The organism is Lysobacter panacisoli (assembly GCF_009765165.1).
GTDB lineage: Bacteria > Pseudomonadota > Gammaproteobacteria > Xanthomonadales > Xanthomonadaceae > Lysobacter_J > Lysobacter_J panacisoli.
On record NZ_VLNU01000001.1, the window covers coordinates 193,835 to 213,079 of the forward strand.

23 protein-coding genes are annotated in these 19,245 nt (G+C 68.3%); 3 read left to right on the top strand and 20 right to left on the bottom strand.

Annotated elements, in window-relative coordinates:
* Positions 1 to 75: 75 nt before the first annotated feature.
* The 5 genes from hfq to rlmE form a co-directional block, all read right to left on the bottom strand.
* Entirely contained in the window at positions 76 to 357 is a 282-nt protein-coding gene (hfq, locus tag FOF45_RS00930; protein ID WP_158982162.1) for an RNA chaperone Hfq, read from the bottom strand.
* A gap of 121 nt (positions 358 to 478) precedes the next feature.
* A complete protein-coding gene (miaA, locus tag FOF45_RS00935) occupies positions 479 to 1,456 on the bottom strand; it encodes a tRNA (adenosine(37)-N6)-dimethylallyltransferase MiaA (protein ID WP_158982163.1) in 978 nt (325 codons plus the stop codon).
* A gap of 632 nt (positions 1,457 to 2,088) precedes the next feature.
* A complete protein-coding gene (gene folP / locus FOF45_RS00940; protein WP_158987118.1) occupies positions 2,089 to 2,988 on the bottom strand; it encodes a dihydropteroate synthase in 900 nt (299 codons plus the stop codon).
* Between the two features lie 118 nt (positions 2,989 to 3,106).
* Positions 3,107 to 5,008 carry an ATP-dependent zinc metalloprotease FtsH gene (ftsH, locus tag FOF45_RS00945; protein ID WP_158982164.1) on the bottom strand — a complete coding sequence of 634 codons (1,902 nt, stop codon included), beginning with the start codon at positions 5,006 to 5,008 and terminating at the stop codon, positions 3,107 to 3,109.
* Between the two features lie 105 nt (positions 5,009 to 5,113).
* A complete protein-coding gene (gene rlmE, locus FOF45_RS00950) occupies positions 5,114 to 5,761 on the bottom strand; it encodes a 23S rRNA (uridine(2552)-2'-O)-methyltransferase RlmE (protein ID WP_158982165.1) in 648 nt (215 codons plus the stop codon).
* 68 nt (positions 5,762 to 5,829) lie between these two features.
* On the opposite strand from rlmE, the gene yhbY reads away from it, so the two are divergent.
* Positions 5,830 to 6,135 (top strand): ribosome assembly RNA-binding protein YhbY, encoded by a 306-nt coding sequence (yhbY, locus tag FOF45_RS00955; protein WP_158982166.1) that lies wholly within the window; start codon positions 5,830 to 5,832, stop codon positions 6,133 to 6,135.
* 50 nt (positions 6,136 to 6,185) lie between these two features.
* Positions 6,186 to 6,560, top strand: coding sequence for an Mth938-like domain-containing protein (locus tag FOF45_RS00960; protein WP_158982167.1), 375 nt, complete (start codon positions 6,186 to 6,188; stop codon positions 6,558 to 6,560).
* Between the two features lie 22 nt (positions 6,561 to 6,582).
* Here FOF45_RS00960 and FOF45_RS00965 read toward each other — a convergent pair whose 3' ends face one another.
* The 5 genes from FOF45_RS00965 to surE are packed head-to-tail and all read right to left on the bottom strand — an operon-like array spanning position 6,583 to position 10,354.
* Positions 6,583 to 7,431 carry an endonuclease/exonuclease/phosphatase family protein gene (locus FOF45_RS00965; RefSeq protein WP_158982168.1) on the bottom strand — a complete coding sequence of 283 codons (849 nt, stop codon included), beginning with the start codon at positions 7,429 to 7,431 and terminating at the stop codon, positions 6,583 to 6,585.
* A 29-nt stretch (positions 7,432 to 7,460) separates the two neighbouring features.
* Positions 7,461 to 8,258: a peptidoglycan DD-metalloendopeptidase family protein gene (locus FOF45_RS00970; protein WP_425481947.1), complete on the bottom strand. Its 798-nt coding sequence runs from the start codon at positions 8,256 to 8,258 to the stop codon at positions 7,461 to 7,463.
* Positions 8,237 to 8,851 carry a YqaA family protein gene (locus tag FOF45_RS00975; protein WP_158982170.1) on the bottom strand — a complete coding sequence of 205 codons (615 nt, stop codon included), beginning with the start codon at positions 8,849 to 8,851 and terminating at the stop codon, positions 8,237 to 8,239. Before FOF45_RS00975 ends, FOF45_RS00970 begins: the two co-directional genes overlap by 22 nt.
* 37 nt (positions 8,852 to 8,888) lie before the next feature.
* On the bottom strand, positions 8,889 to 9,566 hold the full coding sequence (locus FOF45_RS00980) for a protein-L-isoaspartate(D-aspartate) O-methyltransferase (RefSeq protein ID WP_158982171.1): 678 nt from the start codon (positions 9,564 to 9,566) through the stop codon (positions 8,889 to 8,891).
* Entirely contained in the window at positions 9,563 to 10,354 is a 792-nt protein-coding gene (gene surE / locus FOF45_RS00985) for a 5'/3'-nucleotidase SurE (protein WP_158982172.1), read from the bottom strand. The genes FOF45_RS00980 and surE overlap by 4 nt, the downstream gene beginning before the upstream one ends.
* Before the next feature lie 142 nt (positions 10,355 to 10,496).
* Between surE and FOF45_RS00990 the strand changes: the two genes are divergently transcribed.
* Complete coding sequence (locus FOF45_RS00990) at positions 10,497 to 11,060, top strand: Smr/MutS family protein (RefSeq protein ID WP_158982173.1); 564 nt, start codon at positions 10,497 to 10,499, stop codon at positions 11,058 to 11,060.
* 48 nt (positions 11,061 to 11,108) lie between these two features.
* On the opposite strand, the gene FOF45_RS00995 is transcribed toward FOF45_RS00990, so the two are convergent.
* From FOF45_RS00995 to FOF45_RS01040, 10 genes are all read right to left on the bottom strand, one after another.
* Positions 11,109 to 11,348 (bottom strand): hypothetical protein, encoded by a 240-nt coding sequence (locus FOF45_RS00995; protein WP_158982174.1) that lies wholly within the window; start codon positions 11,346 to 11,348, stop codon positions 11,109 to 11,111.
* Positions 11,349 to 11,502: 154 nt separating this feature from the next.
* A complete protein-coding gene (gene truD, locus FOF45_RS01000; RefSeq protein ID WP_158982175.1) occupies positions 11,503 to 12,561 on the bottom strand; it encodes a tRNA pseudouridine(13) synthase TruD in 1,059 nt (352 codons plus the stop codon).
* Positions 12,558 to 13,043 carry a 2-C-methyl-D-erythritol 2,4-cyclodiphosphate synthase gene (ispF, locus tag FOF45_RS01005; RefSeq protein WP_158982176.1) on the bottom strand — a complete coding sequence of 162 codons (486 nt, stop codon included), beginning with the start codon at positions 13,041 to 13,043 and terminating at the stop codon, positions 12,558 to 12,560. Before ispF ends, truD begins: the two co-directional genes overlap by 4 nt.
* Complete coding sequence (gene ispD, locus FOF45_RS01010) at positions 13,040 to 13,723, bottom strand: 2-C-methyl-D-erythritol 4-phosphate cytidylyltransferase (RefSeq protein WP_158982177.1); 684 nt, start codon at positions 13,721 to 13,723, stop codon at positions 13,040 to 13,042. The genes ispF and ispD overlap by 4 nt, the downstream gene beginning before the upstream one ends.
* A complete protein-coding gene (gene ftsB, locus FOF45_RS01015; protein WP_158982178.1) occupies positions 13,723 to 14,082 on the bottom strand; it encodes a cell division protein FtsB in 360 nt (119 codons plus the stop codon). The genes ispD and ftsB overlap by 1 nt, the downstream gene beginning before the upstream one ends.
* Positions 14,083 to 14,096: 14 nt before the next feature.
* Entirely contained in the window at positions 14,097 to 15,383 is a 1,287-nt protein-coding gene (eno, locus tag FOF45_RS01020) for a phosphopyruvate hydratase (protein ID WP_158982179.1), read from the bottom strand.
* Between the two features lie 109 nt (positions 15,384 to 15,492).
* Complete coding sequence (gene kdsA, locus FOF45_RS01025) at positions 15,493 to 16,326, bottom strand: 3-deoxy-8-phosphooctulonate synthase (protein WP_158982180.1); 834 nt, start codon at positions 16,324 to 16,326, stop codon at positions 15,493 to 15,495.
* Positions 16,327 to 16,435: 109 nt separating this feature from the next.
* Positions 16,436 to 18,100: a CTP synthase gene (pyrG, locus tag FOF45_RS01030; RefSeq protein ID WP_158982181.1), complete on the bottom strand. Its 1,665-nt coding sequence runs from the start codon at positions 18,098 to 18,100 to the stop codon at positions 16,436 to 16,438.
* Between the two features lie 161 nt (positions 18,101 to 18,261).
* A complete protein-coding gene (locus tag FOF45_RS01035) occupies positions 18,262 to 18,762 on the bottom strand; it encodes a hypothetical protein (RefSeq protein ID WP_158982182.1) in 501 nt (166 codons plus the stop codon).
* Between the two features lie 232 nt (positions 18,763 to 18,994).
* Positions 18,995 to 19,240: a hypothetical protein gene (locus FOF45_RS01040; RefSeq protein ID WP_158982183.1), complete on the bottom strand. Its 246-nt coding sequence runs from the start codon at positions 19,238 to 19,240 to the stop codon at positions 18,995 to 18,997.
* Between the last annotated feature and the right edge of the window lie 5 nt (positions 19,241 to 19,245).

Consider the following 19,245-nt stretch of genomic DNA (forward strand, 5'->3'; position numbering starts at 1 on the left):
GGACCCGCGGCCACGCAAGGGCCGCAGGTCGTGTATTTCGCCGCGGTCCGGGATTCCGGACCGCCGTGGCGGGCCTTACTCGACCTCGGCTTCTTCGCCGCCCTCGCCGCTGCCGTCGGCGGACTGCACGTAGCCGCCACCCGGTCCCACGCGCACGTTGCGCGCCGGAACCACGGTGGAAATGGCGTGCTTGTAGACCATCTGGCTGACGGTGTTGCGCAGGAGCACGACGAACTGGTCGAAGGATTCGATGGTGCCCTGCAGCTTGATGCCGTTGACCAGGTAGACCGAAACCGGCACGCGTTCGCGCCGCAGCGCATTCAGGAAAGGATCCTGCAAAGACTGTCCCTTGGACATGACGTTGTTCCCCAACTCGTTCTAGTTATAAGGGCGGCGCAAGCCGCATCGCCGTTCCCTGTCCCCACAGCGGCGACGGCCCGATGGTAGCGCAAAGATCCGCGTCGCACGCGTACCCGGCTCAGCCGCTCGCGGTACCGTGCGCGCCGTCCATGAAACGCGCCCTCGCCGCCTCCAGCGCGGCGGCCTCGCGCTGCGGATCGAACCACTGCGCGTCGAGTTCGCCGCGCAGCCAGGTCAGCTGGCGCTTGGCGAGCTGGCGCGTGGCATATACCCCGCGATCGCGGAATTCGGCGGCGCCGGTGGCACCGTCGAGGTGCTCCCACGCCTGGCGGTACCCGACCGCGCGCAGGGCCGGCAGTTCGAGCGGTGCCGGATGGTCGCGCAGTTCCGGCATGGCGCGCAGCGCGCGGACCTCGTCGAGAAAACCTTCGGCGAGCATCCGGTCGAAGCGATATTCGATGCGCTCATGCAGCACCGCGCGATCCTGCGGTGCCAAGACGAGGCGCAGCACGCGCACCGGCAGGGCCGGCGCGGCGGGAGCCTCGCGCCGCCAGTCGCTGATGGTGCGTCCGGAGAGGCGGTAGACCTCCAGCGCGCGCTGGATGCGCTGGGCATCGGTGGCGTGGATGCGCGCGGCCGCCTCAGGGTCGATCCGCAGCAGATCGGCATGCAATGCGGCCCAGCCGCGTTCGGCGGCCTCGCGCTCCAGGCTCGCCCGCGTCGCCGGATCGGCCTCCGGCATCGGCGACAGCCCGTGCAGCAGCGCGTGGAAGTACAGGCCGGTGCCGCCCGCCAGGATCGGCAGCCGTCCGCGCGCGAGCACGTCGTCCAGCGCGCGACGCGCATCAACCGCGAACTCCGCCGCCGAGTACGGCTGCCACGGTTCGCGCAGGTCGAGCAGATGGTGCGGCACGCGTTCGCGTTCCTGTGCCGTCGGCTTGGCCGAGCCGATGTCGAGGTGGCGGTACACCAGCGCCGAGTCGACGCTGAGGATCTCGCCGCCGAAGCGTTCGGCCCAGTCGAGCGCGAGCGCGGTCTTGCCCGACGCGGTCGGGCCCATCAGGGCAATCGCGATGGGGCGCGTATCGACGGGCATGTTCGGCGGGCATGGACGGAGCACAGGGGCCGGGCGCGTAGCCTCGCACAGGCGCACGCGCCGGGGAACCGCGCGCTTTCCACAGACGCTGTGGAGAACCGCTGGGGCAAGGCTGTTGATAAGCGCCTGCGCCCCAGGCGTGGCAAGGCCCGCAGCAGGTTTGGCGATAATTTGGCCAGTCGGGGACGACTATCCACACCACCTGTGGACAAGCCTGCGGACAGATGTGTGCAGAACCGTCGCATCGCCTGCAACGACGCGGGGCACGCCAAACATGGTCATAAATTCACCAGCGGCCCGTCGCGGCCCGCGACGGATTTCCGTCGCCTTCGATCCACGCCGACGTGCGCGCCAACCGCGAACCGCGACTATCCACACAACCTGTGGACAAACCTGCGGACAGAAATGTGGAGACAGGCCTGCACGCCTTGCCGCACAAGGAGCGCAAGAGGTTTGGCGAAAAATTGACCGCAAAAATCGTTTGACATTCGCGTCGCTTGCACTCGACGACGACACGCGCTGCCGCGATTGTCCACAGCGCTTGTGGACAAGCATGCGGACATCCATGTGCGCATCACGCTGCAGCGCTTGCGGTGCAAGGGCTGCAGGAATGTGGTCAATATTTGTCCAGCTTACTCGTCGTCGGGCCAGCGCGGCATCGCGGGGCCTGACTTCGCGCGCGGCATCGCCTGCGAGGCCACCGCGCTCCATACCTTCAACGCATCGACCGTCGCCGCGACATCGTGCACGCGCAGCAGCTTCGCGCCGCGCTGTGCGGCGATGAGATGCGCGGCGACCGATCCGCTCGCGCGTTCGCGCGGATCGTCGCGCCCGGTGATCTCGCCGATCGTGCGCTTGCGCGACAGGCCCGCGAGCACCGGCACACCAAGTTCACCGAAACGTTCCAGCTGCGCGAGCAGCACCAGGTTGTGTTCCGTGTTCTTGCCGAAGCCGAAACCCGGATCGACGACGATCTTCTTCTTCGCGATGCCGGCCATCTCCGCGGCGAAGATGCGTTCGGCGAGGAAGCGGTGCACCTGCGCGACGACGTCGTCGTACTGCGGCGCCTGCTGCATCGAACGCGGCTCGCCCTGCATGTGCATCAGCACCACCGGAACGCCGAGCGACGCCGCAGCATCGAGTGCGCCCTCGCGCCGCAGACCGTAGACGTCGTTGATCATGCCGGCGCCGGCCTGCACGGCGGCGCGCATCACCTCGGGCTTGGACGTGTCGATGCTGATTGGCAACGAGGTTTCTTTCGCCAGCCGCTCGATCACCGGAATCGTGCGGCGCAGTTCTTCCTCGACCGGGACATCCGCCGCGCCGGGGCGCGTCGACTCGCCGCCGATGTCGAGGATATCGGCGCCCTCCTCCGCCAGCCGCAACCCGTGCGCCACCGCGGCTTCGAGCGTGTCGTGCGCGCCGCCATCGGAGAACGAGTCGGGCGTGACGTTGACGATGCCCATCACGCGTGGACGGTCGAGGATCAGCGGCCGTCCGTTGCAGTCGAGGATGAGCGTGGTGTCGAACATGATCGTGGCCGTCGTCGTGGTGCGATGAAACATCTTACGGTCCGGCGCGACCGGCGGACGACAGGCACAAAAAAGCCGGCACGGGACCGGCTTCTTCGTCGTTCGATGGACGCGTGGATCAGGTCTGCGCGGCAGGCCCGCCGATCGCGCCCGGACGCTCTCCGTCATCCTTGCTGGTACGACCGGACTTGGACCAGTCGGCCGGCGGACCCGGACGGCGACCGGCCATGATGTCGTCGATCTGGTGCGCGTCGATGGTCTCGTACTGCAACAGCGTGTCGGCCATGACGTGCAGCTTGTCCAGGTTTTCCCTCAGGATCTCCGTGGTGCGCGCGTAGGCCTTGTCCAGGATGCCGCGCACGACCTCGTCGATCCTGCGCGCGGTTTCGTTCGACACGTTCTTGTGCTGCGTGACCGAACGACCCAGGAACACCTCGTCCTCTTCCTCGCCGTAAGCGATCGGGCCGAGCTCGTCCGACAGGCCCCACTTGGTGACCATGTTGCGGGCCATCTTGGTCGCGCGCTCGATGTCGTTGGACGCACCGGTGGTGACCTTGTCCGAACCGAAGATGAGCTCCTCGGCGACGCGACCGCCGTACAGCGAGCACAGCTGCGACTCGATCGCGGTCTTGTTGAAGCTGTACTTGTCGCCTTCCGGCAAGTACATCGTCACGCCCAGCGCGCGACCGCGCGGAATGATCGTGACCTTGTAGACCGGATCGTGCTCGGGAACGATGCGACCGACGATGGCGTGGCCGGCCTCGTGGTACGCGGTAAGCTTCTTCTCGTCCTCGCTCATCGCCATCGAGCGGCGCTCGGCGCCCATCAGGATCTTGTCGCGCGCCTTGTCGAAGTGCTCCATGCGCACGTCCTTGGCGTTCTCGCGCGCGGCGAACAGCGCAGCCTCGTTGCAGAGGTTGGCCAGGTCGGCACCGGAGAAGCCCGGCGTGCCGCGCGCGATCGTCATCGGCTCGACGTCGTCGTGCAGCGGCAGCTTGCGCATGTGCACGCGCAGGATCTGCTCGCGGCCCTTCACGTCCGGCAGGCCGACCACGACCTGGCGGTCGAAACGGCCCGGACGCAGCAGCGCGGGATCGAGCACGTCAGGACGGTTGGTCGCGGCGATCACGATCACGCCCTCGCCACCCTCGAAGCCGTCCATCTCGACCAGCAGCTGGTTGAGCGTCTGCTCGCGCTCGTCGTGACCGCCGCCCAGGCCGGCGCCGCGATGGCGGCCGACCGCGTCGATCTCGTCGATGAAGATGATGCACGGCGCGTGCTTCTTGGCCTGCTCGAACATGTCGCGCACGCGGCTGGCGCCGACGCCGACGAACATCTCGACGAAGTCGGAACCGGAGATCGAGAAGAACGGCACCTTGGCCTCGCCGGCGATGGCGCGCGCAAGCAGCGTCTTGCCGGTGCCCGGAGGACCGACCATCAGCACGCCGCGCGGAATCTTGCCGCCGAGCTTCTGGAACTTGGACGGATCGCGCAGGAACTCGACCAGCTCGCCGACTTCTTCCTTGGCCTCGTCGCAACCGGCGACGTCGGCCAGAGTGACCTTGACCTGGTCCTCGCCCTGCAGCTTGGCGCGCGAACGGCCGAAGCTCATCGCACCCTTGCTGCCGCCCTGCTGCATCTGCCGCATGAAGTACAGCCAGATGCCGATGAACAGCAGCCAGGGCAGTACGTTGATGAGGATGTAGATGAGCGTCGGGCCATCCTTCGGCGGCGCCTGATCGATCGCGACGTTGTGGTTGAGCAGGTCGTTGACGAGGTCCTTGTCCTCGCGCGGCTTGAACGTGGTGAACTTGCTGCCGTCCTTGCGCTCGCCGGTGATCGTCGTGTTGTCCTCGGCGATCTTCACCTGCTTGACCGAATCCTTCTGGACCTGCTGCACGAACTGGTCGTAGGGCAGCTCGGCGCTGCTCACCGCGCGCGGTCCGAATGCCTGGAACACCACCATCAGGACGACGGCGACGATCACCCAAAGCAGCAGATTCTTGGCCAAATCGTTCATCTATTTCCTACCTGTGCCAAAGGCGCATTACAGCGCGGCGCATTGCAACGGGGGCGGCGCCATGCGGATGACCGCAGTCGCCGTACAACGGGTATCTCACGAACCTTACTTCATAACCGCGCGCTTGCCCTGTGCCAGCGCGTACACCTCGGGCGACCGCTTGCGCGACGCCTCCGGCTTGCGGATGACCACCCTGTCGTAGCGGCGGCGCAGTTCCTTCACGTACTCGTCGAAGCCCACGCCCTGGAACAGCTTGATCAGGAAGTTGCCCCCGGTACGCAGGTGCTGGTCGGCGAAGTCCATCGCCAGCTCGGACAAGTACATCGCCCGGGGCATGTCGACCGCATCCACACCGCTCTTATTGGGGGCCATGTCGGAGAGGACAAGGTCCACCTTCTGCCCCCCGAGGGAAGCCACCAGACCGGATAGGACCGCATCCTCCCTGAAATCCCCATGAAGGAATTCCACCCCGGCCAGGGATGGCATTTCCAGGATGTCCAGGGCGATGACCCGGCCCGGACGGGCCGCATCCATACGGTCCAGTTCCTGCCGGACCCACTGGGACCAGCCGCCGGGGGCGGCGCCGAGGTCGACCACGACCATGCCCGGCTTGAGCAGCCGGTCGCGTTCGACCAGCTCCTCCAGTTTGTAGGCCGCACGCGAGCGCAGGCCTTCCGCCTTGGCCTTCTTCACGAAGGGATCGGAGAAGTGTTCCTTGAGCCAGCGCTGGCTGGATTTGCTGCGGGTCGCCATCGCGCGTGAGGGTGCCGGGGGCGCTCATGATACCCTGCGCGCCCCCGCCCGATTCCCGTGATTTCCAAATGCAGACCGTCCTGACCTCAGCCCAGACCCGCTTCCTGCGGGGCCAGGCCCACGATCTGAAGGCGATGCTGCAGGTGGGTGGCAAGGGCGTGACCGAGGCGCTGGTGGCCGAGATCGACCTGGCCCTGGAACACCACGAGCTGATCAAGGTGAAGGTCGGCGCCGAGGACCGCGACGCCCGCGACGCGATGATCGGCGATATCGCCGAACGCACCGGCGCCGCGCTGGTCCAGCGCATCGGCCATACCGCCGTGCTGTACCGCCCGAGCAAGGAACGGCGCCAGATCGTCCTGCCCCGCGCCTGATTCGACCGGGCTCGCCTTCCATTCCGGCGAGCCGTCCCCATCACGGGCCCATGCAGCTCAATCTCGAACACCCCGACCACGAGTTCTACCTGCGCGCCGCGGACGGCTCCTCGGCCCGGGTGAACGATCGCCTGCTCGACGCGAGCTTCGTCCTGTCGCCGAACCGGCTGATCGAAGACTGGCCCGTGCGCGACGTGAAGGCGATGACGCCACACGACCTCGAACCGGTACTGGCGCTGGAGCCGGAAGTGATCCTGCTCGGCAGCGGCGCCGCCCAGGTGTTCCCGCCAGCGGCCGTGCTCGCCGCCTGCCTGGGGCGCGGCGTCGGCCTGGAAACCATGACCAACGCGGCGGCCGCGCGCACCTACAACGTGCTCGCCAGCGAAGGCCGTCGGGTGGTTGCGGCGTTCGTGCTCGGCGGCTGAACCGCGTTCGCGGCGAGGTCGCTCAGCGGCTTCGCAGGCGCACCCACAGTCCGAAGTGATCCGATGCCCACGTGCCATCGGCGGCGGGCTGCACGAACAAGCGGCGCGATTCCAACGGCACGAACGCATCGGCCTGCGCGAACACGTGGTCGATCCGCTGCGGTGCATGGCCCAACGCGTGGTTGAGCGTGGTGTGCGCCGGCGCGTCGACATCGTCGCCGGCATGCGTCGCGGCGTAGCCATCGAGATACGACGCGCGCAGCGGTGCGAACTCTGGACCATCGGCACGCGCGTTGAAATCGCCGCCGATCACCACGTCCGCATCACCCCGCGTCGCCGCGACCAGATCCAGCACGCCGCCGATCTGCCGTGCGCGCGTGGCGCCGCTGGCGTCGGTGAAGTTGAGGTGCACGACGTAGATCGCGAGCGGTCGTCCGCGCAGCTCGATGCGCGCCCAGCCGGCAATCCGGTAGTCATCGGACGGCTGCAAGGCGCGTGAACCGCGCTGCGTCATCGGCTCGCGCGTGAGGATCGCGTTGCCGTAACGGCGTGCGCGTTCGGGTGCGTCCACCGAAACGAAATGCCAGTGGTAGCCCAGTTGCGATGCGAGCGCCTGCGCCTGGTTTGGCAGGCCTTCGTCCTGCAGCACTTCCTGCAACAGGATCACGTCGGGCGACAGGCGCCGCAGTTCGTCGACGATCATCGACTGCCGGCGCGGCCAATCGTCGCGGTCATGCCAGAGGTTGAGCGTCACCACGTCGATTGGCGCATCGTCGTCTGCGGGCGCGACGCGCGCATCGTCCGTCGTCGTACGGCATGCGACCAGCGATGCGAACAGGCATAGCAGCGCGAATCGCAGCCAGAGCGGCACCGGCCCGCCGCATCGTGCGGGCCGCGCGGTCATTGCTTCGGCAGGTACAGCAGTGGATCGACCGGCTTGCCGTTGTAGCGGACTTCGAAGTGCAGCATCTCGCGCGGCGCGCCGCTGCGACCCATCTCGGCGATCTGCTGGCCCGAACGCACGAGCTGGCCTTCGTTGACCAGTCGGTTGCGGTTGTGGCCGTAGGCCGACAGCCACTGGTCGTTGTGCTTGATGATGATCAGCTCGCCATAGCCGACCAGGCCCGAACCCGAGTACACGACCACGCCGTCGGCGGCAGCGCGCACCGGCGCACCGCTGTTGCCGGCGATGTCGATGCCCTGCTTGGTCGGTTCGCCCGCGACATAGCGACCGATCAGCTGGCCGTCGGCCGGCCAGCGCCATTTGATGTCGCTGACCGCCGGCGTGGGCGCGGCTGGCTTGGGTGCGGTCGGCGTCGGCGTGGTGGGCGCCGTGGTCGTCGGCTTCGTCGTGCCTGTCGGCGGACGCGTCGTGGTGGCGGTGCCGCTGCGGCTGCCCGGGTACAGGCGCAGGCGCTGGCCCGGATAGATCGTGTACGGCGGATCGATGCCATTCCACGCCGCCAGGTCCGGCGCACGGATGCCATTGCGCGAGGCGATGCTGAACAACGTGTCGCCGCGCTTCACCGTGGTGGTCACGCCGTATTTCGGCTTCGACGGCGCGGACGACGACGCGCCCGGCTCGCGGTACACCTTGGAGCTCGCGCAGCCGGCCGCGAGCACGGCGACGAACGCGGCGGCGATGACGATTCGCGATGTACCGGCCATGCGCCCTCTCATCCGAACTGTGCCTTCCAGACCAGCCACGCCAGCGCTGCCACCAGCAGCACCGACGAAATCCAGCCGATCGGCTCGATGTAACGCCGCAGCGCCGCTTCGGCGCGCACGCCGCCAAGACGAATGGCCAGCGCGATCAGGTACACGCGCTTGCCACGGCCGATGAACATGCTGGCGACGAACGGTGCCAGCGGGACGCCGACGATGCCCGACGCCCAGGTGAATATCTTCAGCGGAATCGGCGTGAACCCAGCGAGAACCAGCAGCCAGAACGCCTGCCACGGCGAATGCGCGGCGATGTCGCGCAACTGCGTGACCTGCGCGTCGATGCGCTCCATCCAGCCCAGCGCGACCAGCGCCGGCTTGACCAGCTCGTAGGCGAAGTGGCCCAGCGCATAGCCCACCACCGCGCCGAACAGCGAACCGATGAGGCTCAGGGTCGCGAACCAGAAGCCACGCCGGGGCTGGGCCAGGCACATCGGCGCCAGCATCACTTCCGGCGGGACGGGGAACACGACCGCTTCGGCGAAGCTCAATCCGGTCAGGTAGGTCGGCGCATGCCGGTGGCGCGCCCAGGTGATGGTGCGCTCGTACAACGGTCCAAAGATCTTCAACGCCCGCCCCTGTTCCTGTGCTGGTTTTCGGTAGTGCTCAATCGACCATGCCCGACAACAGCGGCACGAACACGACCGGAGCCAGCGTCTGCTGCGAGATCGCACCGTCGGCGTCCTTGCTCAGGCGCAGCAGCGACTGCGCGCCCGCGCCACCGACCGGTGCGATCAGCGTGCCGCCGGCGGCGAGCTGATCGGTCAGGGCGTCCACCAGCGCCGGTGCGGCGGCGGTGACGATGATGGCGTCGAACGGGCCGTTCTCCGGCCAGCCGATGCGGCCGTCGTCGTGCTTGCTGCGCACGTTCATGCCGAGCTGGCGGAAGCGCTTGCGTGCGGTGCGCAGCAGTTCGCCGATGCGCTCGACGGTGTGCACTTCCAGTCCGAGCGCGGCGAGCACCGCGGCCTGGTAACCCGAACCGGTGCCGATCTCCAGCACCTTCTTCGGTTCACCTTCGAGCAGCGCTTCGGTCATCTTGGCGACGACCCACGGCTGCGAGATGGTCTGGCCGTGGCCGATCGGTAGTGCGGTGTCCTCGTACGCGCGCGTGGCGAGCGCCTCGTCGACGAACAGGTGGCGCGGCACGGTGCGGATCGCGTTGAGCACGCGCTCGTCGCGGATGCCGTTGTCGCGCAGGCGATCGACCAGCCGGTCGCGCACGCGCTGCGAGGTCATGCCCGAGCCGATCGCTTCGGGCTGAAGGCGCATGCGCAGGGTCACGCCACGCGCTCCCGGCCGCGCCCCAGCGAAACCGCCAGGCCATCGACCCAGCTCGCGACCTGGTCGAGCGCGTGGTAGCGGGTCAGGTCGACCTGGATCGGCGTGATCGAGATGTTGCCCGTGCGGACGGCGTGGAAATCCGTGCCCGGACCGGCGTCCTGCTCGGCGCCGGCCGGACCGATCCACCACCACTGGCGGCCACGCGGGTCCTGTTGCGGGATGCAGGCCTCGGCGCGATGGCGGTTGCCCAGGCGGGTGACCTCGAAGCCGCGGATTTCGTCCCACGGCAGATCGGGCACGTTGACGTTGAGAATGGTGTCGGCGGGCAGCGGATCGATGCGCAGGCGGGCGATGATCTCCGCCGCGGCGCGCGCGGCGGTCTCGTAATGCTTGCCGGTGTGGTCGACCGTCTGCAGCGACATCGCCACCGCGGGCAGGCCGAGGAACCGGCCTTCCATCGCCGCGGCGACGGTACCCGAATAGATCACGTCGTCGCCGAGGTTGGCGGTGTTGTTGATACCCGACACGACGATGTCCGGCTCCGCTTCGAGCATGCCGGTGATGGCCACGTGCACGCAGTCGGTCGGCGTGCCGTACACGCGCCAGGTGGAAGCGTCGAGCTGCTGCACGCGCACCGGCGCATCCAGGGTGAGCGAGTTGCTGGCGCCGGAGCGGTCCCGATCGGGCGCCACCACCAGCACTTCATGGCCGGCGGCACGCAGGCCTTCGGCGAGGACGCGGATACCGGGGGCGTCGACGCCGTCGTCGTTGCTGACCAGAACTCGCATGGACTCCCTTGTTGCTGAACTGCCGAATCGTGGGGACGCCGTCCGTCGAACGGCGAGGGACCCATGATAGCCGATGAATCCGACGCGTCCGGCGACCGGCGCCACGGCTTGCGCGAACCGTCCGCGTCGCTAGGCTGGCGGCATGGCCGACCCGCGCGACGACGACGAAGACGACAGCGAACTGTTCCGTGCCGCGATCGGCCCGGTGCGGCGCCTGCCCGAGGCGACGGCGCCGCCCGGCAAGCCGCGACCGCGACCGCGTGCGCGCATGGCCGAGCGCGACGAGGCGCACGCGCGGGAGGAGTTCCGCCACGCCCTCGACGCCAGCCTGCTCGAGGCCGGCGATGCGCTGAGCTACCGCCGCGACGAGGTGTCGCCGCGGCTGCTGCAGAAGTTACGGCGCGGGGAGATCGCGGTGCAGGAAGAGCTCGACCTGCACGGCGCCGACACGCGCGAGGCCGAACAGCTGCTGCGCGCGTTCCTGCACGATGCCCGCCAGCACGGCGTCGGCTGCGTGCGGATCATTCACGGAAAGGGATTGCACGGAGCCGCATCGGTGGCGTCGAGCGGAATGCCCGTGCTGAAGAACCTGGTCGATCGCATGCTGCGCCATCGCGCGGATGTGATCGCCTTCCACTCCGCGCCGCCGGCGCAGGGCGGCACCGGAGCGGTACTGGTACTGCTCGCGCCCCGCCGTCTCCGCTAGAACGCCTGGCGACGTCCCTGGAAGCCGGAGGGGGCGACGAGCAGGGGCTTACCGGTCGGGCTTGTGCGCGGCCAGCTCGAGTTCGCGCCTGGTCGGCGGATTGACCCAGTTGACCTCGACGCCGCGACGGCGAGCGACTTCCTCGACGTAACCGACGTACTCGGAGTCCTGGTCGATGAGCGACGGCTGGCGCTCTGGTGCATTGGCGCTGCGGGTCTCCATTCCGGCGCAGGCCGACAGGCCGAGCACCGCCAACGACAGCACGGCCATGCGTAAGGATGCTTTCATGACGGCATCTCCATGACGTGATCGCCGCAACCTGTGGATGCGGCGGCAGCAGGCATCGCGCCCCTGCAATTCCGGTATACGCCCGCTCGTCGGGCGCACCAGTGCCGGTGGGTGCTTTCCGACAGACGGTTTCGCGGACCGTTGCCGCGTGCCTTCAGCCTTCGCGGCCGAGTGCGCGGACGTCGCCGAGTTCGCCCAGCACGACCGTCGCGTACGCGCCGGGCGGGAGTGCGAAGGCGATCTCCAGCGCGCCGTCGTCACGCCAGCTCCACGCGAGGTCCGCCGGTCGCAGGCGCAGCGCGCGGCGCTCCTGCTTGAGGCCTTCGGCTTCCAGCCCGGCGCGCAACGCGAGCGCGTCCTCGTCGCCCAGCGCCCCCAACTCGCAGGCCGCGGCCGCGCCGGTGGAGCGCAGCTCGCCGCGTCCCCACAGCGGGCCGGTCGGATGGATGTCGAATGCGGCCAGGCGTTGTTCCAGCGTTTCGTCCAGCGGCTGCGGGCCGAACACGCTGCGGCTGCCGTCGAGCATCCAGACCTCGCCGTCGAGCGGGCGATCCCAGCAGCCTGCGCGCACGCGCGCGGCGAGCACGCGGTTGAACATTTCCGACCGCGCCGCCGACAGCAGCATCGTGCGCTGGTCGCGACGCACGCGGCGTCCGCCGAACATCGCCAGCGCCGCCTTGACGTTGTCGCCTTCGCGGCCGAAGCGCTGTTCGCCGAAGTAATTGGGCACGCCGCGCTCGGCGATGGCGCGAAGTCGCGCATCGACAGCGTCGCGTTCGCCGTTCGCATCGCGCAGCACGAGTACGAAACGATTGCCGGCCAGCGCGCCGCGCGGAAGCTTCTTCGCATGCCAGGCATGTTCGACGACGCGCAGCGCTTCGCCCTCGCCTTCCAGTGCGAGTGTCGCCAGGTCGGGAGCGACGCGCTTGGGCAGGTGCACGGTGAAGCGCTGGCGCGTGACCGCGTTGCGATCCTTCAGCCCCGCGTATCCGATCGCGACTTCGCCCACGCCCGCCCATTGCGCGATGCGCTTGGCGGCGAAGGCGGTGTTCATGCCGCGCTTCTCGATCGTCAGCAGCAGGTGTTCGCCGCTGCCGCTCGGCTCGAAGCCGGACAGTTCCTCGACGAAGAAATCCTCGGGCGTGGTGCGCATGTGCGCGCTGAGCACGGGCTCGCCGTGCGCGCGCGGCAGGACCTCGACGTTCGGATTCATGCGCGTTCCAGCAGACACACCGCCATCGCGGCGATGCCTTCGCCACGACCGGTGAAGCCGAGCTTCTCGCTGGTGGTCGCCTTCACGCTCACCGCATCGAGCGCGATACCGAGGTCTTCGGCCATCACCTCGCGCATCGTCGCGGCGTGCGGACCGACCTTGGGACGCTCGCAGATCACCGTGACGTCGGCATTGCCCACGCGCCATCCACGCTCCGCGATCAGCGCGTTGCAGTGGCGCAGGAACGCTCGACTGTCAGCGTCTTTCCAGCGCGCGTCGCTGGGCGGGAAATGCTGGCCGATGTCCCCCAGCGCGAGCGCGCCGAGCATCGCATCGCACAGCGCGTGGATGACCACGTCGCCGTCGGAATGCGCGATCACCCCGCGATCGTGCGGCACGCGCACGCCGCCGAGCACGACGTGGTCGCCCTCGCCGAACGCGTGCACGTCGTAGCCCTGGCCGATGCGGACGTTCGCGCTCATCGTTGCCTCAACAGGTAATCGGCCAACGCGAGGTCGGCCGGAGTGGTGACTTTCAGGTTGTCTTCGCGGCCTTCGACCAGCGTCGGATGCAGGCCGGCGCGTTCGACCGCCATCGCTTCGTCGGTCACGACGACGCCATCGCGAGCTGCAGCTTCCAGCGCATGCGTGAGCACGTCGCGACGGAACGCCTGCGGCGTGAACGCGCGCCACAGCGCCGAACGCGGTTCGGTCGCGGCGATGCGCCGTGTGTCGTCGGCGCGCTTGAGCGTGTCGCGAACGGGCGCGCCAAGGATCGCGCCCTCGGCGTGTTCACTGGCGGCCGCAATCAGGCGGTCGATGTCCTGCGCGCGCAGGTTCGGTCGCGCGGCATCGTGGACCAGCACCAGCGTGTCGTCGGCGAGTGCGGACGGCAACGCGCGCAATGCGGCGAGCACGGAGTCCGCGCGTTCGCCGCCGCCCACGCAGCGCAACACGGGCTTGCCGTGGCGCTCGCTCCAGCCGGGCCAGCGTGTGTCGTCGGCCGACAGCGCAACCATCGCACCGGCGATGCGCGGGTGCGACAGCAACGCGTCGAGCGCGTGCGCGATCAGCGGCTGGCCGGCGACTTCGAGGTACTGCTTGGGCACCTCGCCGCCGAAGCGCGTTCCGCGACCGGCGGCGGGAATGACGGCCCAGATCATCACGGTTCCCGCGGCGCGATCCCGGACTCGTCCTGCGACGCATCGTCCGTCGCGGGCGCGGGAGACGGCGCGCCGCCGTCGGGTTCGACCACGCGATAGAACGTTTCGCCGGGCTTGATCATGCCCAGCTCGCTGCGTGCGCGCTCCTCGACCGCGGCCTCGCCGGACTTGAGGTCCTCGACTTCCGCGGCGAGTGCATCGTTGCGCTGCTGCAAACCCGCGTTCTCGCGGGTCTGCTGTTGGACCTGCTGTTCCAGGCGTGCGACCGAGCGGCTACCGCCCTCGCCCACCCACAGCCGGTACTGGAGGAAGACCAGCACGCCGGCCAGCACCACCAGCAGCAGTCGCAACCAGCGCACGGAGGCTCCGTGGCTCAGCGCTTGAGCGAGACGAAGGCGTCGCGGCCGGCGTACTTCGCGGCCGCGCCGAGGGCTTCCTCGATGCGCAGCAGCTGGTTGTACTTGGCCACGCGATCGCTGCGGCACAGCGAGCCGGTCTTGATCTGCGTCGCGGTGGTCGCGACCGCGATGTCGGAGATCGTGGTGTCCTCGGTCTCGCCGGAGCGATGCGACACGATCGCGGCGTAGCGGTTCGCGTCGGCCATCGCGATGGCTTCCAGCGTTTCGGTCAGCGTGCCGATCTGGTTGACCTTGATCAGGATGGCGTTGGCCACGCCCTGGTCGATGCCTTCCTTGAAGATCTTCGGATTCGTCACGAACAGGTCGTCGCCGACCAGCTGCACCTTGTTGCCGATGCGGTCGGTGAGCTGCTTCCAGCCGGCCCAGTCGTGCTCGGCCATGCCGTCCTCGATGGTGACGATCGGGTACTGCGCGGCCCAGTTGGCGAGGAAGTCGACGAACTGCTCGCTGGTCAGGCGCTTGCCTTCGCCGGTGAGGTTGTACTTGCCGTTCTCATAGAACTCGCTGGAGGCGACGTCCAGGCCGAGCAGGATGTCCTCGCCCGCCTTGTAGCCGGCCTTGCCGATGGCTTCCAGGATGGTTTCCAGCGCTTCCTCGTTGCTGCGCAGGTCGGGCGCGAAGCCGCCTTCGTCGCCGACCGCCGTGCTCAGGCCGCGGCCCTTGAGCACCGACTTGAGCGCATGGAACACCTCGGTGCCGGCGCGCAGCGCCTCGGCGAAGCTGTCCACGCCGACGGGCAGGATCATGAATTCCTGCAGGTCGACGTTGTTATCGGCGTGCGCGCCGCCGTTGATGATGTTCATCATCGGCACCGGCAGCACGGCCTCGCGATTGCCGGCGAGGTACTTCCACAGCGGCAACTTCTTCGACGCGGCCACCGCGTGCGCGTTGGCCATCGACACGCCCAGCAGCGCGTTCGCGCCGAGGCGGCCCTTATTCTCCGTGCCGTCCAGGTCGATCATGCGGCGGTCGAGGCCGGCCTGGTCGTTCGCGTCGAAACCTTCCAGCGCCTTGGCGATCGTGACATTGACGTTCTCCACCGCCTTGCGCACGCCCTTGCCCAGGTAGCGGGTCTTGTCGCCATCGCGCAGCTCCACGGCTTCCTTGGTGCCGGTGGAGGCGCCGGACGGCACCGCGGCGCGGCCGAAGCTGCCATCGCTCAGGGTGACTTCGGCTTCCAGCGTGGGATTGCCGCGGCTGTCGAGGATCTCGCGGGCGTGGACTTTGGCGATCGTGGTCATGTCGGTCGTCAGGTGGTTATCGGAAGAAAGATGGGAAGCCGCGCGGGCATCAGGCGGGGACGATAGCCGAGTTGCCGCCGCCCCGCTCGGGGTCGGCCGCATCGTCTCGTCAGACCTGCGATTCCAGGAAGCCGTTGCGCTTGGTGATCTCGTCGATCTGCATCAACGTCTCCAGCAGCGCGCGCATCTTCGGCAGCGGCCAGGCGTTGGGGCCGTCGGACAGGGCTTCGTCCGGCACCGGATGGGTTTCCATGAAGATGCCGTCGATGCCGACCGCCATCGCCGCGCGCGCCAGCACCGGCACGAACTCGCGCTGGCCGCCGCTCTTGCCGCCGGCGCCGCCGGGCAGCTGCACCGAATGGGTGGCGTCGAACACGACCGGGCAGCCGGTGTCGCGCATCACGCTCAGCGAGCGCATGTCGCTGACGAGGTTGTTGTAGCCGAAGGACACGCCGCGCTCGCAGGCCATGATCTGCGTGTTGCCGGTGGCCTTGGCCTTGTCGGTCACGTGCTTCATTTCCCACGGCGAGAGGAACTGGCCCTTCTTGATGTTCACCGGCTTGCCGGCGCGGGCCACGTTCTGGATGAAGTCGGTCTGGCGACACAGGAAGGCCGGCGTCTGCAGCACGTCGACGACCGAGGCGACCTCGTCCATCGGCGTGTACTCGTGCACGTCGGTCAGCACCGGCACGCCGATCTGCTTCTTCACTTCGGCCAGCACTTTCAGGCCTTCTTCCAGGCCCGGACCACGGAAGCTGGTGCCCGAGGTGCGGTTGGCCTTGTCGAAGCTCGACTTGAAGATGAAGTTGATGCCGAGCTCGGAGGTGATTTCCTTGAGCTTGCCGGCGGTATCGAGCTGCAGCTGCATCGACTCGATCACGCAGGGACCGGCGATCAGGAAGAAGGGTTTGTCGAGGCCGACTTCGAATCCGCAGAGGTTCATGCTTCGCCGCTCTTTGAACCCGTCCCGTGTCGGGGCGGGTGATGTGGAAGGGATGGGCTTTCCAACATGGTGGCGGTGGAGGGGAAACCCATCCCCTCCTCCGCCCGCATCACGCGCTGGCTTCCTTCAGCAACCGGCCGCCGGCCTGCGCCTTGTTCTCGCGCGCGGCGCGGATGAAACCGACGAACAGCGGATGACCGTCGCGCGGGGTCGACAGGAATTCCGGGTGCGCCTGGCAGGCCAGGAACCACGGATGCTGCGTGCGCGGCAGTTCGACCATCTCCACCAGCAGGTCGTCCATCGACTTGGCGCTGATGGTCAGGCCGGCGTCTTCGAGCTGCGTGCGGTAACGGTTGTTGAATTCGTAGCGATGGCGGTGGCGCTCGGCGACGACGTCCTTGCCGTACATCTCGCGCGACAGCGTGCCCGGCTTGACGCGTTGCTCCTGCAGGCCCAGGCGCATGGTGCCGCCGAGGTCGCTTTCCTCGCTGCGACGTTCGATCTCGCCGCTGGAGGTGCGCCATTCGGTGATCAGGCCGATCACCGGATGCGGGCTGGCCTTGTCGTTCTCGGTGCTGTTGGCACCGGACAGGCCGGCGACGTGGCGGGCGTAATCGACCACCGCCGCCTGCATACCGTAGCAGATGCCGAAGTACGGAACGCCGTGCTCGCGCGCGTACTTGGCAGTGAGCACCTTGCCCTCGAAACCACGATCGCCGAAACCGCCCGGCACGAGGATGCCGTCGACGTCCTTCAGTGCGTCCACGCCCTGCTGCTCGATGTCGCTGGATTCCAGCCACTTCAGCTTCACACGGGTGCGCTGGCGCAAACCGCCGTGCTTGAGCGCCTCGCCCACCGACTTGTACGCGTCCTGATGATCGACGTACTTGCCGACCACGGCGATGTTGACCGTATCGACCGGATGTTCGCTGGCGTCGACTACCTCGTCCCACTGCGACAGGTCGGCCGGGCCGGCGTTGATGCGCAGGCGATCGAGCACGATGGCGTCGAGCCCTTCCTCGTGGAAGCGGCGCGGCATCTTGTAGATGTTGTCCAGGTCGACCGCCGAGATGACGGCGCGCTCGGGCACGTTGGTGAACAGCGCGATCTTGCGGCGCTCGCTGTCGGGCAGCGGCTGCTCGCTGCGGCACAGCAGCACGTCGGGCTGGATGCCGATGGAGCGCAGTTCCTTCACCGAATGCTGGGTCGGCTTGGTCTTCAGCTCGCCCGCGGCGGCGATCCACGGCACCAGCGTCAGGTGCATGAAGATCGCGCCCTCGGGGCCGCGCTCGCTGCGGATCTGGCGGATGGCTTCCAGGAACGGCAGCGACTCGATGTCGCCGACCGTGCCGCCGATCTCGACCAAACCCACGTCGAAGCCTTCGGTGGCCTCGATGATGCAGCGCTTGATCTCGTCGGTGATGTGCGGGATCACCTGCACGGTGCCGCCGAGGTAGTCGCCGCGGCGTTCCTTGCGGATCACGTTGTCATAGATCCGGCCGGTGGTGATGGAGTTCTTGCGGGACAGGCGCGTGCGCAGGTAGCGCTCGTAGTGGCCCAGGTCCAGGTCGGTCTCGGCGCCGTCGTCGGTGACGTACACCTCGCCGTGCTGGAACGGGCTCATCGTGCCCGGGTCGACGTTGATGTAGGGGTCGAGCTTCATCATCGTCACGCGCAGTCCGCGCGCTTCGAGGACGGCCGCCAGCGAGGCCGCTGCGATGCCCTTGCCAAGCGAGGACACCACGCCGCCGGTGACGAAAATCAGGGGAGTCATGGGATTGCTGCCGCTGGAAAGCCGTAGTTTACAGGTTGAGGCTTACGGCCGCGACCTTGACGCGGAACAGCGTGTTCATTCTGCCTCTGCGCGAACGCCCCGGCGGCGGCCGGGGCGTCCGGAATGCCGGTCATCGCCGGCCGTCGCGTGAGCGCTGCGGATCAGCGCTCGCGACGGTCGCGACGGCTGTTCTTTTCGGGGGCCGGGCGGGTCGTCTCGCCGCTGACGGCGGCATCGGCGGCCGCATCGACCTTGCCCGACACCGCGGGCGGGCTTCCGACCTGCGTGCCCGCGCGCCCGGCCGCATCGACGCTGGCGTCGACCCGACCCGCCGCGGAATTCGCGGTACCGACCGCACCGTTCGCCACACCATTGGCGGTATCGACGCCGCCGCGCACCGTGTCGCGAGCGCGCGACTGCGTGGTGCCGACCGTATCGCGCGCATCGCGGGCGGCCTGGCCGACCGCGTCGGTGCGCACGCCTGCATCGGCACCCGCACGGACACCGGCGTTCGCGCCCACGTTCACCGGCCCGGCCTGCACGCCTGCGCCACCATTACCGCCGACGTCCACCGCGCCGCCCAATACCTGCGCGAACGCCACGGGCGTCGCCAGCGCCATCGCAACCGCAACCGCAACCGCAATCACCTTGCCCTGCTTCATGTGCGTCTCCGTCTCTCGTTTCGGGATTGCCGCATTGCTGCGACGTTCCGACCGTAGAGAGCCCGACCCGGATCGCGGCTGAACCCGTCCGGCCACCGGCCACGCGGGTCAGCGGGGATTCGAGGATGTGTTCGCGTCTACACGCGCAAGGGCGACGCCGGTCACGCGCCTGCACGAAACGACGACGCCCCGGCGGACCGGGGCGTCGAGGAACGGCTTGAAGCGCGAGGACTCAGCGCTCGTCTTCTTCCTCGAGCTCGCGCTCGGGATGGTGCTTGGCCTTGTCCTTCTTGCTGGCCTCGGCCTTCGCCTTGTCGTCCTGGGCGGTCGACTTCTGGGCGGCCTGGCGCGACTGCTGCTGTGCCTGCGCGGATTCCTGCTTCGACTTCGCGTCGGCCTGGGTGTCCTGCGCGAACGCGGACGGCGCGACCAGCGCGGACGCGATGGCGATCGGGAGCACGAGCTTGCGGATCTTCATGGGGT

Coding starts and splice junctions, on each gene's coding strand:
- hfq (WP_158982162.1), bottom strand. CDS start 357: ATGTCCAAGGGACAGTCTTTGCAGGATCCTTTCCTGAATGCGCTGCGG.
- miaA (WP_158982163.1), bottom strand. CDS start 1,456: ATGCCCGTCGATACGCGCCCCATCGCGATTGCCCTGATGGGCCCGACC.
- folP (WP_158987118.1), bottom strand. CDS start 2,988: ATGTTCGACACCACGCTCATCCTCGACTGCAACGGACGGCCGCTGATC.
- ftsH (WP_158982164.1), bottom strand. CDS start 5,008: ATGAACGATTTGGCCAAGAATCTGCTGCTTTGGGTGATCGTCGCCGTC.
- rlmE (WP_158982165.1), bottom strand. CDS start 5,761: ATGGCGACCCGCAGCAAATCCAGCCAGCGCTGGCTCAAGGAACACTTC.
- yhbY (WP_158982166.1), top strand. CDS start 5,830: ATGCAGACCGTCCTGACCTCAGCCCAGACCCGCTTCCTGCGGGGCCAG.
- FOF45_RS00960 (WP_158982167.1), top strand. CDS start 6,186: ATGCAGCTCAATCTCGAACACCCCGACCACGAGTTCTACCTGCGCGCC.
- surE (WP_158982172.1), bottom strand. CDS start 10,354: ATGCGAGTTCTGGTCAGCAACGACGACGGCGTCGACGCCCCCGGTATC.
- FOF45_RS00990 (WP_158982173.1), top strand. CDS start 10,497: ATGGCCGACCCGCGCGACGACGACGAAGACGACAGCGAACTGTTCCGT.
- FOF45_RS00995 (WP_158982174.1), bottom strand. CDS start 11,348: ATGAAAGCATCCTTACGCATGGCCGTGCTGTCGTTGGCGGTGCTCGGC.
- truD (WP_158982175.1), bottom strand. CDS start 12,561: ATGAATCCGAACGTCGAGGTCCTGCCGCGCGCGCACGGCGAGCCCGTG.
- ispF (WP_158982176.1), bottom strand. CDS start 13,043: ATGAGCGCGAACGTCCGCATCGGCCAGGGCTACGACGTGCACGCGTTC.
- ispD (WP_158982177.1), bottom strand. CDS start 13,723: ATGATCTGGGCCGTCATTCCCGCCGCCGGTCGCGGAACGCGCTTCGGC.
- eno (WP_158982179.1), bottom strand. CDS start 15,383: ATGACCACGATCGCCAAAGTCCACGCCCGCGAGATCCTCGACAGCCGC.
- kdsA (WP_158982180.1), bottom strand. CDS start 16,326: ATGAACCTCTGCGGATTCGAAGTCGGCCTCGACAAACCCTTCTTCCTG.
- pyrG (WP_158982181.1), bottom strand. CDS start 18,100: ATGACTCCCCTGATTTTCGTCACCGGCGGCGTGGTGTCCTCGCTTGGC.
- FOF45_RS01035 (WP_158982182.1), bottom strand. CDS start 18,762: ATGAAGCAGGGCAAGGTGATTGCGGTTGCGGTTGCGGTTGCGATGGCG.
- FOF45_RS01040 (WP_158982183.1), bottom strand. CDS start 19,240: ATGAAGATCCGCAAGCTCGTGCTCCCGATCGCCATCGCGTCCGCGCTG.